The sequence below is a fragment of the Pseudomonas sp. Z5-35 genome (genome assembly GCF_051131945.1).
GTDB lineage: Bacteria > Pseudomonadota > Gammaproteobacteria > Pseudomonadales > Pseudomonadaceae > Aquipseudomonas > Aquipseudomonas marvdashtae.
In genome coordinates, this window is the sequence record NZ_CP071640.1 from 4,082,654 (window position 1) to 4,097,892 (window position 15,239).

At 50.4% G+C, this 15,239-nt stretch carries 10 protein-coding genes and 1 pseudogene; 6 read left to right on the forward strand and 5 right to left on the reverse strand.

The window, feature by feature from the left end; genetic code table 11:
• Positions 1-2: 2 nt before the first annotated feature.
• Both rlmD and cysM read right to left on the reverse strand, forming a co-directional pair.
• Positions 3-1,373: a 23S rRNA (uracil(1939)-C(5))-methyltransferase RlmD gene (gene rlmD, locus J3P95_RS18655; protein ID WP_434580145.1), complete on the reverse strand. Its 1,371-nt coding sequence runs from the start codon at positions 1,371-1,373 to the stop codon at positions 3-5.
• On the reverse strand, positions 1,373-2,275 hold the full coding sequence (cysM, locus tag J3P95_RS18660) for a cysteine synthase CysM (protein WP_434558223.1): 903 nt from the start codon (positions 2,273-2,275) through the stop codon (positions 1,373-1,375). The genes rlmD and cysM overlap by 1 nt, the downstream gene beginning before the upstream one ends.
• A gap of 507 nt (positions 2,276-2,782) precedes the next feature.
• Between cysM and J3P95_RS18665 the strand changes: the two genes are divergently transcribed.
• Positions 2,783-2,998: a LuxR C-terminal-related transcriptional regulator gene (locus tag J3P95_RS18665; protein ID WP_434563901.1), complete on the forward strand. Its 216-nt coding sequence runs from the start codon at positions 2,783-2,785 to the stop codon at positions 2,996-2,998.
• Positions 2,999-4,050: 1,052 nt separating this feature from the next.
• On the opposite strand, the gene J3P95_RS18670 is transcribed toward J3P95_RS18665, so the two are convergent.
• Both J3P95_RS18670 and J3P95_RS18675 read right to left on the reverse strand, forming a co-directional pair.
• Entirely contained in the window at positions 4,051-4,518 is a 468-nt protein-coding gene (locus tag J3P95_RS18670) for a toxin-activating lysine-acyltransferase (RefSeq protein ID WP_434558224.1), read from the reverse strand.
• A 10-nt stretch (positions 4,519-4,528) separates the two neighbouring features.
• Positions 4,529-6,217: a hypothetical protein gene (locus J3P95_RS18675; RefSeq protein WP_434580141.1), complete on the reverse strand. Its 1,689-nt coding sequence runs from the start codon at positions 6,215-6,217 to the stop codon at positions 4,529-4,531.
• Positions 6,218-6,393: 176 nt separating this feature from the next.
• Here J3P95_RS18675 and J3P95_RS18680 point away from each other — a divergent pair, with 176 nt between their 5' ends.
• The 4 genes from J3P95_RS18680 to J3P95_RS18695 are packed head-to-tail and all read left to right on the forward strand — an operon-like array spanning position 6,394 to position 12,349.
• Complete coding sequence (locus J3P95_RS18680; protein WP_434558226.1) at positions 6,394-7,668, forward strand: HlyD family secretion protein; 1,275 nt, start codon at positions 6,394-6,396, stop codon at positions 7,666-7,668.
• A 41-nt stretch (positions 7,669-7,709) separates the two neighbouring features.
• Positions 7,710-9,815, forward strand: a complete 2,106-nt coding sequence (locus J3P95_RS18685; protein WP_434581172.1) for a peptidase domain-containing ABC transporter — start codon at positions 7,710-7,712, stop codon at positions 9,813-9,815.
• A complete protein-coding gene (locus J3P95_RS18690) occupies positions 9,812-11,230 on the forward strand; it encodes a TolC family protein (RefSeq protein ID WP_434558227.1) in 1,419 nt (472 codons plus the stop codon). Before J3P95_RS18685 ends, J3P95_RS18690 begins: the two co-directional genes overlap by 4 nt.
• 60 nt (positions 11,231-11,290) lie before the next feature.
• Complete coding sequence (locus tag J3P95_RS18695; RefSeq protein ID WP_434558228.1) at positions 11,291-12,349, forward strand: SbmA/BacA-like family transporter; 1,059 nt, start codon at positions 11,291-11,293, stop codon at positions 12,347-12,349.
• Between the two features lie 180 nt (positions 12,350-12,529).
• Here J3P95_RS18695 and J3P95_RS18700 read toward each other — a convergent pair.
• Positions 12,530-12,841 (reverse strand): annotated as a pseudogene (locus tag J3P95_RS18700) (ATP-binding protein); the annotation flags it as partial.
• Between the two features lie 1,069 nt (positions 12,842-13,910).
• Between J3P95_RS18700 and J3P95_RS18705 the strand changes: the two are divergent.
• On the forward strand, positions 13,911-15,119 hold the full coding sequence (locus tag J3P95_RS18705) for an MFS transporter (RefSeq protein ID WP_434580138.1): 1,209 nt from the start codon (positions 13,911-13,913) through the stop codon (positions 15,117-15,119).
• Positions 15,120-15,239: the final 120 nt, after the last annotated feature.

Below are 15,239 nucleotides of genomic sequence, written 5' to 3' on the forward strand. Positions count from 1 at the left end.
GGTCAGTCGGACAAGCCATCCTGGCTCGCTTCAAATAACGCCATGGCCTCGACATGCGCCGTCTGAGGAAACATATCGAGAATCCCGGCACGTTTTAACCGGTAGCCCTGCTTGATCAATTCGACCGTGTCCCGAGCCAAAGTTGCCGGGTTGCACGAGACATAAACCAACCGTCCGGCTCCGAGGGACGCCAGCTTGCGTACCACCTCGAAAGCACCGTCACGGGGTGGGTCCAAGAGTACCGCAGAAAAGCCTTCGCCGATCCATTCGGCATCCGCCAATGGCTGGGATAAATCGGCCTGAAAAAAAGTAGTGTTATTCAAATTGTTGCTGACGGCGTTAGCGGACGCGCGGTCCACCATGGTTTGTACGCCTTCCACGGCCACCACCTCGCGCACGCTCCTGGCCAGCGGCAAGGCAAAGTTGCCCAGGCCGCAGAACAGGTCCAGCACTCGCTCATTCGATTGAGGCGCCAGCCATTGCAGGGCCTGGGCGATCATCGCTTCGTTGACGGTGGCGTTGACCTGGATGAAATCCCCTGGCCGGTAAGCCAGTTCCAGATCCCAGCTATCCAGGCGATAACCCAAGGCCTGCTCCGGATCGACCGGTTGTGGCTCGCCTTCACCCTGCAACCACAACTGCGCTTCATGGAAGGCGCAGAAATCCTTGAGGATCGTCAGGTCGGCTTCCGACAGCGGCGCCATGTGCCGCAACAGCAAAGCCAAGGAAGAACCGGCGAACAGTTCCACATGACCCAACGCCTGGGGTTTGCCCAGGCGACGGAGCATTTCCGGCAAGCGGCTCATGATCGGCTGCAAGGGCTGTACCAGCACCGGGCACTGGTCGATGGCAACGATGTCCTGGCTGCCGACCGCACGGAAACCTACTTCGAGTTTTTTTGCTTTCTGGTCCCAACGCACCGCCACGCGGGCGCGACGTCGGTAGCCCAATTCCGGCCCGCTCAAAGGCGCGGCCCATTCGTCCGGCTCTATGCCGGCCACTCGGGAAAACTGCTCGGCAAGCATGCGCTGTTTCAGGGCAAGCTGCTCGGCGTGGGGCAAGTGCTGGACGCTGCAACCACCGCAACGACCAGCATGGATGCACGGCGCCGGACGACGCAGTTCACTGGGCAGGAAAACCCGTTCGGTACGCGCCTCGACCACTTTGCCATGGGCACCGAGCACGCGCGCCTCGACCTCTTCACCGGCCAGGGCACCGATAACGAACCAGGTCCGGCCGTCGATAAACGCGATGCCACGGCCATCATTGGCCAGGCGTTCAATGGTCAAGCGCTGCTTTTTACCGGTGGGCACCTGCGGGGCCCGGCTTCCGCCGCTGGGCTGGAAGCGCAAGCCTCTTTCATGCTTGGCCATCAGTTGGGCGCGTCGAAAATGCCGGTCGACAGATAACGGTCGCCACGGTCACAGATGATCGCGACGATCACCGAGTTTTCGACTTCCTTCGACAAGCGCAGCATCCCCGCCACGGCACCGCCCGACGACACGCCGCAGAAAATGCCTTCCTCACGCGCCAGGCGACGGGTCACGTCCTCGGCTTCGCTCTGGGCCATGTCGATGATGCGGTCGACGCGGTCGGCCTGGTAGATCTTCGGCAGATACTCTTCAGGCCAGCGGCGGATGCCGGGGATGGCTGAACCTTCCATCGGTTGCAGGCCGATGATCTGCACGTTGGGATTCTGTTCTTTCAGATAGCGCGAAGTGCCCATGATGGTGCCGGTGGTGCCCATCGAGCTGACGAAATGGGTGATCGTGCCGTCGGTCTGGCGCCAGATCTCAGGGCCCGTGGTGGTGTAGTGGGCCTCGGGATTATCGCCGTTGGCGAACTGATCGAGCACCTTGCCACGCCCCTCGGCCTGCATGCGCTCGGCCAGGTCCCGGGCGCCCTCCATACCCTCTTCCTGAGTCACCAGGATCAGCTCGGCGCCATAGGCAGTCATCGCCGCCTTGCGCTCGGCGCTGGAGTTGTCGGGCATGATCAGGATCATCTTGTAGCCCTTGATCGCCGCCGCCATCGCCAGAGCAATACCGGTGTTGCCGGACGTCGCCTCGATCAGCGTATCGCCGGGCCGGATCTGCCCGCGCAATTCGCCACGGGTGATCATCGACAACGCCGGCCGGTCCTTGACCGAACCCGCCGGGTTGTTCCCTTCGAGCTTGAGCAAAAGCGTATTGGTGGTCTCGCCGGGCAAGCGCTGCAAGCGGACCAGCGGAGTGTTGCCGACGCAATCGGCGATGGTTGGGTACTGCAGAGTCATGGCGTATTCGCAATCCGGACTGCGGGGGCGCCTATCATACCGGCAAACCCGGCGAGGCCATATCACGCAAAGTAAGGGGGTTATGGCTTATGGGAATAAGTGAGGCGAACGTTGCGGCCCCGCCTCTCAGAATCTCATCGACCAAATGCTGCCAAAATGTAGCTGTGCCCCGCTGGTTGCATCTTGACACCTTCGCCGAGCTTGACCGCACTGCGCCGAGCGTCTTGGAATCTATCTCGGCAATTGAGACTCCCTATAGATAACAAGCAAAACTCCTTAATTGTTAGGCCTTATAGAAAGCGACATGTCGAACATCTTGTAGGAGTTTCTACCGCCGACTGAAAGCTTTTTCCTAAGAAACATCCAAAATTTGTAGGATTAACAGCAAACCACAGATATTTCACGCAGCTTTTCGAGACGCTTCCAACTTCCAAAAAATCGATAACATCTATAATGTTATTACCAAGCAATTCCGATGTAGACCATCAACTGAACCGTCGTTCAAAAATGCGGAGTAATAAATTGAAGCAAGACGACAAAAGCCTCACTCTACGAGAGCATGAAATTTTTAAACTACTACTTAAAGGCGATACAAATAAGACAATCGCCCTAGCCCTTGGCATTAGCGACTTCACCGTGCGAGATCATGTATCCTCAATTTTGCGTAAAAAAAAGGCGAGTACCAGAGCAGCGTTACTAGCACAAAAAATTATTAACTCCTGACGCGTGCTACACAACCGAAGAAACATTCCATTATCAACAGAATCGCCCTCCCCACTCAACTCACACCAATATCGGCGCAAGCGAAATCTGTATGACCACGATCACCGAAAGCAAGAACAAATTTGAATATTTTTCAGGAAGCAACAAGCGACATATATTCACCCATAAAAACAGCGCCCCCCCCCTAAACGAAAACACTGCGAATAATTTTTTGAACGTAGCTGACCTGGCATCACGGTCAGCGTTGATCACCAGAGTCTAACCTCCTACCATAATAAGCGCCCCCATACCTATTAACACCCCTTCATAAGAGCACTATTTAGAATAGCTCACCACAAACACGGACCCCAGACAAACCTGACTTTCATACAATCGCTCAACACGAACAAAACTACAATTCAAAATAACCATTAAATATCGGCATTAAAAAAACAACCACAAAAATAATCACAATATATACAAAACCAACAAAATATTTTACCGGCAAAACGTACCCACACCACCTTCGCAACAACATAAGGACCACCTTTAGAAAGAATATAATAAATAGACTTAACCCTGCCCCAACCGTGAGTGAGAACAATATAGACTCCATCCACCCTCCCATTCCAAAGCACCAGGTAGCGCACTTCGCATCTGGATGTTAAGTGCGCCCCCCTTTTTTCGGTGTACTTAAGCTGCCCGCATTTCGTGGCTGACGCCTCCACCTATAATTCCCGCACCATAAGCCCCCCCGCTAAACCCTAACGTTCTACCTATTCCTACAGGCCCAGCCAGGGCGCCTGAAACAGCCCCAGTAATAGTTGCGCCTGCAAAATCAATCGAATCAAATTTTCCCCCACCGCCGACCACAGTTCCTACGTAGGCAGCAGCTCCAGCCGCCGCACCAGCTACAGCGCCAGGCACACCGACACCGCCGCTAATTAAGTCAATTTCATCCATCGTTATTTCTCGCATCATTTATTCCTCTGCATGATTAGATAAATCTAAGGCTCATTCAAAATAGAGCCTCTAGTTATTTAAAACCTCTTCCCAACCCATTCACATGTCAATTACCCCCTCACTTTATAGCTGCTCACCTTCCGCATGTCGGCGCGGGCATCTTGCCGAGCCCAAGACACCTGCGCCACGCCCTTATTACGAAAATGACTCTTTAATAAACTTACGGCGCTCAAAACTCCCCCTGAGGGAAAACAAAAATCGATAACCCAAACATTTCCTCCCTCATTCCACTCCGAAACGTCTAATAAGAAGCGAGGATCATTAAGCAAACGCAACTCACTATCAGGCGCCAAAAAAGCCCACGTAACATAACCGACCGTGCTGCCTGCTCGATCAAAAAAGAAAACAATTTGATCATGATCAATCGCTGGCTCTAACCAAGCTTTCAAATTTACCAATTGAAAGCTCAGATAGCGGCGACAGCTCAACATAACCATGCAACCGTACCCCAACATCTGAGCTTTACTGAGCATTTCTGTCTGCCTAGAGACGATACGCAGGTCATAAGTCTTCTTCATAAAAAAAATTTCATATTGGCTTGTAATACAATCGTGCTCTCATAGTTTCTTCACAAACATTCACAACATCGCAAAAACTTGAGACGATGAAAAATTCCGCACCTTCAAGTGCCACTTGAAAACAATCATGTCTTATGTCGTAAAACACTCTTACTGATGCTCCCTCCCAAAAGGGAACGAGACATTCCTCCTCATGGCCATAATTAATAGCAGCTGCAAATACGGATTCGCTAGTTAGCTCGTCGATAGTAGCAAAGGAACACGACTTCTCTTTGTTCCCCCACAAATCGGAAACCCTCGCCTTTAGATCAAGCAACGATTGACCCCTTCGATTGAGTCTGATTAGGTTAATGGCCATACCGCGAACCAGCCCTGCACGTTCTATCCCATCCAATGTTGCCTGACTGGTTACTAAATCAAAAAGAGCGGAATATGTAGATCTTAATCGTTCCAACTTAACAGAGCTGATAAGAGGCCATGATGACTCCCTAGACAGGTCAAAAACCTCATTCCACAATAAAGACTCGTACAACCCTAGCGCCCAGAAGCCAGAGCCGCACTTTCCCTTTTCACCAGAAACCGAAAACACACTGAATTCATCTGCTAACAGCACGCTCTTCAAGGCTGCCGAAAACGCCAAAAATTGCGCGCTCCCCATACATGCCCTTAAAAGAAAGGGGCTGAACCCCACTTGCAAGGCAAGATAATAACCAAACTGAAGCTCATATTCCGACTCAAACTGAGCCAATACACACTCAAAGAGGCTTTCTGCAAAGTGACGATCAATCACTCTATATTTACCCAGGTTATAGCATATACATCGAATAGCGTTCAGCGCAGGCAGGTATTCATTCAAGAAACGGTCAATATCCGTTTTGTCGCCCAAAATTAATTGGGAGAAAACTCCGGCACCACTCAAATCCATCCACCCACCGTCTATCGATAGATTAGACGCACTTACATTATAATGAATTATTCGTTTTGCCCTTGCGGCGGCAAACTGGCGCGCATAACGCTTAGTCAGCTCAACCAAGCCGCGATGTAGGCGGATATCAAGCCTGCGCTCCGAGGCCCAGCCCGGATCAAAAGGGAGGAATTCCGCCAGCCTCTGTACCGTAGACCGCACACGCTTCGCGTCACTGCTCAATAAACTGGTAAAGCGTTCTTTAAAATATAGCGCCCTGATAAAATGTGCGGGACGCACAGCAGGTTCTCTAACTAAAAGCCCTCGCCAATATTTCACTCCATGTTGCTCAAACTTCGTCCACGTATTGATTACCGCGACAGTTCTAACAGCGCCGTAAGGCAGTGCAATATTTATTATTTCCGCCCATATTGACTCGTAGATTGCACTTTCAAGACTCAGGAAACCGTTGCCATGCGCGTCGCCTGCATCCTCACTCACCAACTCATTGGGCCCTATCCCTTTTAGCTGGTACTCACCGTCAAAGCCGCAGCGTCCGCCTCCACCATTTCGTAAAATTCCGTCGCCGCCGTATCGTTCTGCCTGGAAGATTTTTTGCGATCCTCTTCCTTCTGATGAGCCTGCATCGCCTACGACATAACTGTATTTAAAAAGGACCTCTTCTTTAGTAAGACCAGAAACTAAACGCCCGTTGTAGAATTCAAGAGAAGCACCTTCAATTCGCCGAGCATTGAAGCCTACGAATACTTCGTGTAGATCCGCTAGTTTCTTCATAGAATTCTCTCTCACTGTCAGCCATTACAGTAGCAACAGAAAATAGATGCCGGAACCCTACACATGTAGGGGAAGACCCGAACAAAGAATTGTGCGACCTTTGAAGCTTGATCAGGAACGCACTACCAGACTTAACGACTTGTTTGCGGAAAAACCTAATTACCAGGAAGCTCACTTTGAACGGGAATACACCGCTATTCAGACCAGAGGCGCTGGATAACAATCGTACACAGTGGCTGGGCAACATCGTGCTGATTAACCCAGTCTCTTTTACAATCCTTACCCTCTTCTCTGTGAGCATGGCGTTACTCGTAACAGTTTTTTTGATATTGGGAAGCTATACCAAACGAAACACAGTGTCGGGGCAGCTAATACCAGCTTCAGGTCAAATAAAGATATTTCCATCGCAATCTGGACGAGTTCTTGAGCGATTCGTTCAAGAGGGGCAATACGTAACAAAGGGAGCACAATTGATGAGCATATCTGGGGAAAGGTATGGTGAGAACTCAGACCCAGTCCAAGCAAGCATCAGCAAGAGTCTCCTAAACAGAAAAATGTCTTTACAAGAAGAACTCGACAAGCAGCATTCGCTCCAGCAAGACGAACGCAATAACATTGTAAGTCACCTAGAAAGTCTAAAAAAAGAACGTATGACCTTGGGGCAGCAAATTGAAAGCCAAAAACGGCTGATCTCATTAGCATCGAATGCAAAACAACGCTACGCTACTTTGATAACCAATGGCTATGTATCGATGGATCAGTTTCAACAGCGCGAAGCTGCGCTACTGCAGCAACAGCAAGAGCTACAGCTTTTGGAACGGGAGCTGGCTTCAATCCAACATCGTATAAGCGAACGCCGCAATGATCTTTCAGGGCTACCGGCCCGACATGAGAACCAGCTCGCCCTTATCAAGCGGGCATTATCCGGGCTTGAGCAGCAGGTTGTGGAAAGTGAGGCTAAGCGGCTGGTGGTTATCACCGCCTCCCAAGAAGGTGTCGTCACGGCCATCTCTGCGGAACCAGGCCAGACTATAGATCAAGTACGCCCACTCTTAAGCATAGTCCCAGCAAATTCCTTGCTTCAAGCTGAGCTCTACGCGCCAAGTAACACAGTTGGCTTTATTGATATAGGAGATAAAGTACGTATTCGCTATCAAGCCTTTCCGTACCAAAAATTTGGACAACACAACGGAACGATCCGGTCTATTTCAAAAGCTTCTGTTTCTGCATCAGACTTAACTGGAACGGTGGGTGAGATACCCAGACTTCTTATAGGTGAACAACGTTTCTATCGAATTCGCGTCGAACTGGAAAATCAAAGCGTTCCAGCTTATGGCAAGCAGCGCGCATTAACAACGGGGATGCTGCTTGAGGCCGACATACTTCAAGAGACCCGACACCTCTACGAATGGGTGTTGGAACCGCTGTATAGCTTGACCGGCAAACTTTAGGAGCTGCATCGTTGAACAATCTGAACTCAATAGCACTCCGCATGGGGCGCGAACTGCCTCTTCGACTACAGACCGAGGCGACAGAGTGCGGTTTGGCATGTCTGGCAATGCTGCTCGGCTATTATGGGCATCACACCAAATTATCGGATTTACGCGGCCGCTTCCATATTTCCTTAAAAGGCCTAACGCTTAAGCAACTCATATCGATTGCCGACCAGTTAAAACTGGGCACCCGACCTGTCAGGTTGGAGATGAGAGACCTCACCGGCCTCAAACTGCCTTGCATACTTCATTGGAATTTCAATCACTTTGTGGTCCTGAAATCGGTACGTATGAACCACTTAGTACTGCATGATCCGGCCGTAGGAATTCGCCACTTGACATTCAACGACGCCAGTAAATTATTTACTGGCGTCGCATTGGAACTATGGCCCAATGCCGACTTCGAGAAACATGAAGCAAAACCGAGAATAAAACTTGTAAATATGTTGGGCAAGACAAGCGGTCTGTATCGTTCGCTTGCGCAGATATTATTGCTGGCTTTCGCGCTGGAAATATTCTCGCTAGTTAGTCCACTCCTCCTCCAATGGACGATTGACAATGTACTTCTGAGCGAGGACAAGGATCTACTTAAGAGCCTGATGATCGGCTTCGGCTTGTTGATGCTTATTCAGCAAACAGTGACAGCAATCCGCTCATGGATAACGCTTCATATGAATACAATGGTCAGTGTGCAATGGCAGAGCAACGTATTCACTCATTTATTGAAACTGCCAATACAGTACTTCGCTAGACGGCACTTGGCAGATATTGTGTCGCGTTTCGGGGCAGCTACTCATATCCAGCAAACCTTGACCGCTGCATTTTTCTCTAGTGTTCTCGACGGCATTATGACTTTCGCCACATTGGCGCTAATGTTTATGTTTAGTCCAGTTCTGGCCTCCATTTCTCTCTGTACCATGGTTCTATACATTTTCGGTCGTTGGGTCTGGTATAGCCCACTCAGAGAAGCCACTGAAGAGCAGATTATCCATGCCACCCAGCAAGAGAGCCACTTCCTCGAAACAATCAGGGGCATTCGTGCAATAAAATCGTTTGGAAGAAACTATGAGCGCAGAGCTACATGGCTAATGCTATTAATTCAGCAAATTAATGCGAATCTACGCACCCAAAAAATGCAACTTTGTTATACGCAGCTAAATGGACTACTGTTCGGCTTAGAAAATCTTCTCGCCGTTTGGTTCGGTGCTGGTTTTGTAATGACTGGTCATTTCAGCATTGGCGTTCTGATGGCATTTATCGCCTATAAAACACAATTTGTGAACAGGGTCACCAGTCTTATAGATCATTTGTTCGAACTGCATATGCTTCAGCTACAAGGGGAGCGCTTGGCAGATATCATTCTTCACCCAGTTGAAAGCACCCCCACTCTTGCCAACATACATATCTCTCGAGAACACCACGCGAACATTGAAATCAGCGAGCTAACGTACCGCCATGCTGATAACGAACCTTACATTGTTATTAACCTGAATTTTTCGGTTATGGAGGGAGAATACATAGCTATTATCGGTCCCTCGGGTTGTGGAAAAAGTACATTGATTAACCTGCTGTTGGGAATTGTAACCCCAACGGGTGGGAAAATTAGCATAGCGGGACACGATATCAAAAAAATAGGTGCGGACGCGATTCGCGCCATAGTCGGGACGGTCATGCAGGACGATACTCTATTTGCTGGATCGCTGGCAGACAACATTTCGTTCTTTGACCCTAATGCGGAGTTACCCTGGATCATAGAATGTGCGCAGATGGCGGCCATACATGATGATATTCAATCTATGCCGATGGGATACAACACGCTTATAGGAGACATGGGCTCAGTCTTGTCAGGCGGACAGAGACAACGCGTGCTGTTAGCAAGAGCCCTATACAAAAAACCCAGAATCTTGGTCCTAGACGAGGCCACGAGCCATCTTGACTTGGTCTGCGAACGAAAGGTAAACGAAGCGATACGCTCATTAAAAATAACTAGGATTATTGTTGCCCACAGACCCGAGACAATAAATTCCGCGGATCGAGTTTTCCTAATGCAGGCAGGGGAATTAAAGCTCGCCTCTGAATGGTTAAATTGTGGATCGGCACGATGAATAAAAAGATAAGCCCAAGACATATATTTCCAATATTCTTTTTCATTAGTTTTTCGGCTAATGGGACGGAACGTAACTTTATTGATACCCTTACAGAAGCTCATCCAAATTCAGATATAGACGCCCACTTATCACCGTGTGTTTTCGGTAATTTACCGCGAGGGGTTTCATTACAACAAACGATTGAACGCATACTCTGCCATGATCCAAGAACGCGCTCGACCTGGACCCAAGTCAAAATCCAAGCGGCATTGGTAGACGTCGCTAGGGCGGCTTATTATCCCACAATCAAAGGAACTGCTCGTCTGGTGAATGGACGCAACACAACGAACTACGACGAACGTAACGAACTCTCTAGCGATGGTCGTCTAAGAAAACTATCCAACCAACTGAACCTGAGTTGGACGCTTTTCGACTTCGGTCAGCGAGAAGCGGCTCTACGTGAGAATTTGCAGTTATTGGCAGCGGCCAACGCCAACCAAGACGCTCTACTGCAAATGTATTTTTTCTCCGCGGCTCAACTCTACTACAGCGCTTTGGCTGCGCAGCACGACTTGAAGATCTCAAAAAAAATTACAGCTCTCACGGCAAACAACCTTGAAGCGGCCGCAGCCAGATATAAATCTGGCGCCGCAGCGCTTTCAGACTGGCTCCAAGCTCAAACAGCTTACTCCCAAGCGAATGTGAATCAGATTTACGATGCGGGAAAGTTTCGCGAGGCCGTCGGGGTAATCGCACTACGCATGGGTTTTCCACCGGATATTCCGCTCAACCTTGAAGATGATCGGGCACCCCTGCCCAGCGCGGAGCTTGTTAATGACTTCGCGGCACTACTTCGGCAAGCTCAGCAGGACCACCCGGCCCTAGCGGCAATCCGCGCAGAAATCAGAGCAAAGGAAGCGAAACTCGATGGAAATCGCGCGCTTGGAAAACCCATCCTATCACTGACAGCAGATTTTTCTTATGCCCAGTTCAATCAATCCCAGATGGGTAACCAAGACAGAAGTGAGCGAGATAGGGCGATCGGCCTTCAGTTAAGCGTGCCTTTATTTGACGGGTTCAGACAACGCTCTCTTGTGAGTCACGACCTTGCTCGCCTTGAGGAAAGCAAAGATAAACTCTTCAAAGAGGAGCAACGCTTGTCATTGGAACTATGGGAAGGTTACCGAACGCTAGACACTGAAACACAACGCTTAATTCAGATTAACAAACTAGTAACGCAGTCACACCAGGCGTTAAAGGTAGTTCAGGGCCGTTATAACTCTGGAATTGGAGACATGACCGAGTTACTTTCCGCCCTAAGCATCTATGCAAATGCAGAACGGCAGAAAGCCGCTACCATGAACGTTTGGCAAATCACCCGATTAAAAGTCTGCCAACATCTTGGCACATTAGGCTATTGGAATTTAAATTGATACGGAATCTACCCATCCCATACATCCAACATCACAAAATTCCGCATGGAGCGCATAACCGTGACAAACAAAAATTTACAAACGAAACCAACTTTTTCGAACAGCCTCCTTACCATCATGCATCTTTACTGGGGAAGTGACGAGAAATTATTCGCATGGACTGGCGTCGCCACCCTAGTAATTTTATCTTTATTAGGAGTCGCAACCGCGCTCGCGATCAACGACTGGTATAGATACTTTTACAATGCAATCCAAAACACTGACATCGAGCTGTTTTACAATCTGATATTTATTTTTTTTGGAATTGTATCGTTTTCTGTTCTTCGGTCTGTATCCATTTCTTATCTAGTTGATCTGCTAGCCCTGAGATGGCGTCGTTGGCTGACCAAGCATTATCTAGCCCATTGGACGCTAGTCCCAATCAATACGATCCAGGCTGACCACTCGATAGACAATCCTGATCAGCGCATTGCGGAAGACATCAACAAATTTACATTTGAGACAATTGATCTAGGGTGTGGATTAATATTCACCATAGCCAGCATCATATCATTCAGCGTGGTACTCATAGAAATATCCGGCGAGATCAAACTCACCGGGATAACAGTACCTTGCTACATGTTTTTTTCTGCCATAACCTACGCCACGGCGGGAACTTATATTAGTCAAAAAATAGGTTTCAAGCTCGTCTCACTGAGCAACCACCAACAACGATCAGAAGCGGACCTTCGGTATAGCCTTATAAAATTACAAGAAAACGATAAGAATTTCCGGACACCACCAATACAAAACGACCGACAGAACACTGTCAAACTTAGACTGGATGCAACCCAACTAAACATGAGAAAAATAATAAATTTAAAGATGCGACTCTCATTATTTACTGAAACATATAGTCAGCTGGCGCTAGTTTTAAGCAGCTTATTGGCCGCCCCACGATTATTCTCTGGCAGCATTACGTTTGGAGACTTCATGCAAATCAACTCAGCGTTCGGAAACCTGAGTGGAAATTTAAGTTGGTTTATCAACGCCTATCACAGGCTCGCCGATTGGAAAGCGACTACGGATCGCTTGATCGCTTTTCACAACACCGTGGTAACCGCCAGTGCGGTCACTTAAAGCACTTTTCGAAGACGTATTGCATCAACTTCCCTAAGATGAGGGTCGGCAGACATCGGGCAGATTGCAGGGGACCGCTTCGCGCCCCAACGAGAGCAAGCTCGCCACAACGGTCCTCGGCTTATTGGCCAATAAACGCAAGTTCAAGCGCAAGCCTTTTCAACCGTTCTGCGCCCACAGTCATCCACCCTGACGCGCCACCGCATAGCGGGTGATACTCAACCCCAGCCCAAAACCACCGTTCCTCTGGTGGGAACCATCGAGACGGATCAAAGGATCAAAGATCCGCTCCAGCTCCTGTTCGGCCACGCCACCACCTTCATCTTCCAGCCACAGATGCCAAAAACTACCGTCGCGACGGCCATCCAAGCGAACGACGCCGCCGATCGGTGAATGTCGGATTGCGTTGCGCAGGATACTTTCTAAAGCCTGGGCCAGGGTGTTGAGGTTGCCCTAGACCCAGCAGTCCACTTCGACGGCGCATTGCAGTTGACCAGCGGAGTGTTGCCGACGCAATCGGCGATGGTTGGGTACTGCAGAGTCATGGCGTATTCGCAATCCGGACTGCGGGGGCGCCTATCATACCGGCAAACCCGGCGAGGCCATATCACGCAAAGTAAGGGGGTTATGGCTTATGGGAATAAGAGAGCAGCGCGCTGCTGTGTGGGGAGCTTGTTCACTTGCCACCGGATCCACGCTCGCGCACGTGATGCTCAGGCTCATGTAGTTAATCTGCACTCCACACAATCCTTTTCCTACAGATTTGAGCGCTCGAATCGTGCATGTATAGCTGTTGTAAGCACCGTCTGTAGGCACTCTTCCTGCCTGTTTGTGGGTTCGTTCCTTCTGTATTGATGGTCAAGCAGCCAAGGCTATCTGGCTTTGCACCGGGTTCTTTACAGTTGTACCGCCAAACGTATTAGTAGGTATCGAGCGATAACGATGGTCGACGCAAAACAAAAAGATCAGCAGCCCTGCGCCCAGCGCACTTGCGGGCAACGCCTGCGCACCCTATTGGAAGAGTACGGCATCTCTCCCTCGGCGTTTGCCGAGGTGCTCGGTATCAGCCCTCAATGCCTGACGAACTGGAGCGCGCGGGGGATACCTCGGCTGCGGGTGGAGCAATTGGCACGGTTGCTGAGTGTTAGTGACGTGTGGCTGGTGACTGGGGTGGGTGAGCGGGCCCGTGACATATCGGGAGCTAGAACAGAAGAGATTGGGCCTCAAACACATCCCTGATGAAAGCATCATCCCATTCCGATCTGGGGGACATACGCCTGTTACTGAGGAAATGGCTGCCGCAAGGTGTCCGCGAAAAAATGCAAACAAACGGATGACCTGATGCCGCTTTTGACATCGAGGGGGCTGAAGCCAGACGCAAATGGATGCATTGAATCGAGCGCTTTCGTAAGAGGTGAGGATTGAGCGTTTCGCCCATCTACGTGCAAGTGGGTTGTTACTGCCCACTTGCATATTTGCTCAACTCAGGCGCCGATTTACCCTCTATTAGTTTGCATCGCATGCAGCTGGCTTTCATCAGCATCAAATTATAGGAAGAATCATGGCAAATCCCTACCGCGAACTTTTCACCACCCCAGGCGTCATGGGGTTAGTGATCGCGAGCTCCATTGCCCGGCTACCACAGGCAATGATCGGCATCGGCATCATCACCATGTTGGTGCAGCAGACGGGCCTTTATTGGCTGGCGGGCGCGCTCGCCGGTACTTTTACCTTGGCGAATGCGCTTATCGGTCCGCAAGTATCGAAACTTGTTGATCAGCGGGGGCAACGTCGGGTTCTGCCCTTTGTGACGGCCTTCAGCATTGGTATGTTGCTCGCGCTGATCATTGCCGTCTACATGAGCGCTCCAGCCACACTGCTGTTTATTCTTGCGGCATTGGCGGGCACGATGCCGAGCATGCCCGCCATGATAAGAGCGCGCTGGACGCAGCTTTTCCGTGGCAAGCCAGAGTTACACACGGCGTTCTCCTTGGACACGGTTCTAACTGAACTCGCCTTTATCATCGGCCCACCACTTGCCATTGGTTTGAGTGTCAGCTTTTTCGCGGAAGCCGGGCCTCTTGTAGCCGTTTTGCTGCTGGTTGTCGGCGTGACGGCTTTTCTTATGCAGCGGCAGACAGAGCCGAAGGTGATCGTGGGCATTGGAAGGAGCGCAAGCTCGACCCTGCTTATCCCCGGCGTTCGTACCATCGTGCTAGCGCTCCTGGCAATGGGTGTGATTGGCGGATCAATCGACGTGGCGGTTGTGGCCTTCGCCAACGTACAAGGCTGGCCGGCGTCTGCCAGTTTCATCCTGGCAGCCTATGCACTTGGTTCAATGATCGCGGGTCTGACGTTCGGCGCTTTAAGAATTTCCTTGCCGATTGAAAAGCAGTTCTTTATCGGGGTACTGATAACGGCGGTCACTGCCGTGTTGCCCATTCTTTCACCGAACGTCTACATCCTTTCCGGGATGTTATTTGTTGCAGGTATGTCATTTGCGCCAACGATGGTCGTCGTCATGAATCTCGGGTCGATCATTGTTCCACCGTCAAGGATCACCGAAGGACTTACGTGGATGACTACAGGCATCAGCATCGGCGTAGCGCTCGGTGGCGTATTGGCAGGACTGGTCATCGACGTCTATGGCGCGCAGGCAGGGTTCGGCGTCGCGATTGTCGCGGGCCTGGCCATGGTGGTGATCGTGCTTTTGGGGCTGCGTACACTTCGTGCCACGTCTGCGGTTTGTACGGAGCTAAACTTCCAGTGATCAGCACTCTGGGCTTCGTCGGGGCATCGATCTGCTGGCAACGGGTGCGCCCCCCCCACGAACGACCTTGATCAGGGGCTGATTACTTACATCGGCACATGGTGATCCTGAAGCCAGGGG

What these genes read in the sequence shown, in the direction of transcription:
- rlmD (WP_434580145.1), bottom strand. Translation starts at nt 1,373, where the DNA reads ATGGCCAAGCATGAAAGAGGCTTGCGCTTCCAGCCCAGCGGCGGAAGC.
- cysM (WP_434558223.1), bottom strand. Translation starts at nt 2,275, where the DNA reads ATGACTCTGCAGTACCCAACCATCGCCGATTGCGTCGGCAACACTCCG.
- J3P95_RS18665 (WP_434563901.1), top strand. Translation starts at nt 2,783, where the DNA reads ATGCGGAGTAATAAATTGAAGCAAGACGACAAAAGCCTCACTCTACGA.
- J3P95_RS18670 (WP_434558224.1), bottom strand. Translation starts at nt 4,518, where the DNA reads ATGAAGAAGACTTATGACCTGCGTATCGTCTCTAGGCAGACAGAAATG.
- J3P95_RS18675 (WP_434580141.1), bottom strand. Translation starts at nt 6,217, where the DNA reads ATGAAGAAACTAGCGGATCTACACGAAGTATTCGTAGGCTTCAATGCT.
- J3P95_RS18685 (WP_434581172.1), top strand. Translation starts at nt 7,710, where the DNA reads ATGGGGCGCGAACTGCCTCTTCGACTACAGACCGAGGCGACAGAGTGC.
- J3P95_RS18690 (WP_434558227.1), top strand. Translation starts at nt 9,812, where the DNA reads ATGAATAAAAAGATAAGCCCAAGACATATATTTCCAATATTCTTTTTC.
- J3P95_RS18705 (WP_434580138.1), top strand. Translation starts at nt 13,911, where the DNA reads ATGGCAAATCCCTACCGCGAACTTTTCACCACCCCAGGCGTCATGGGG.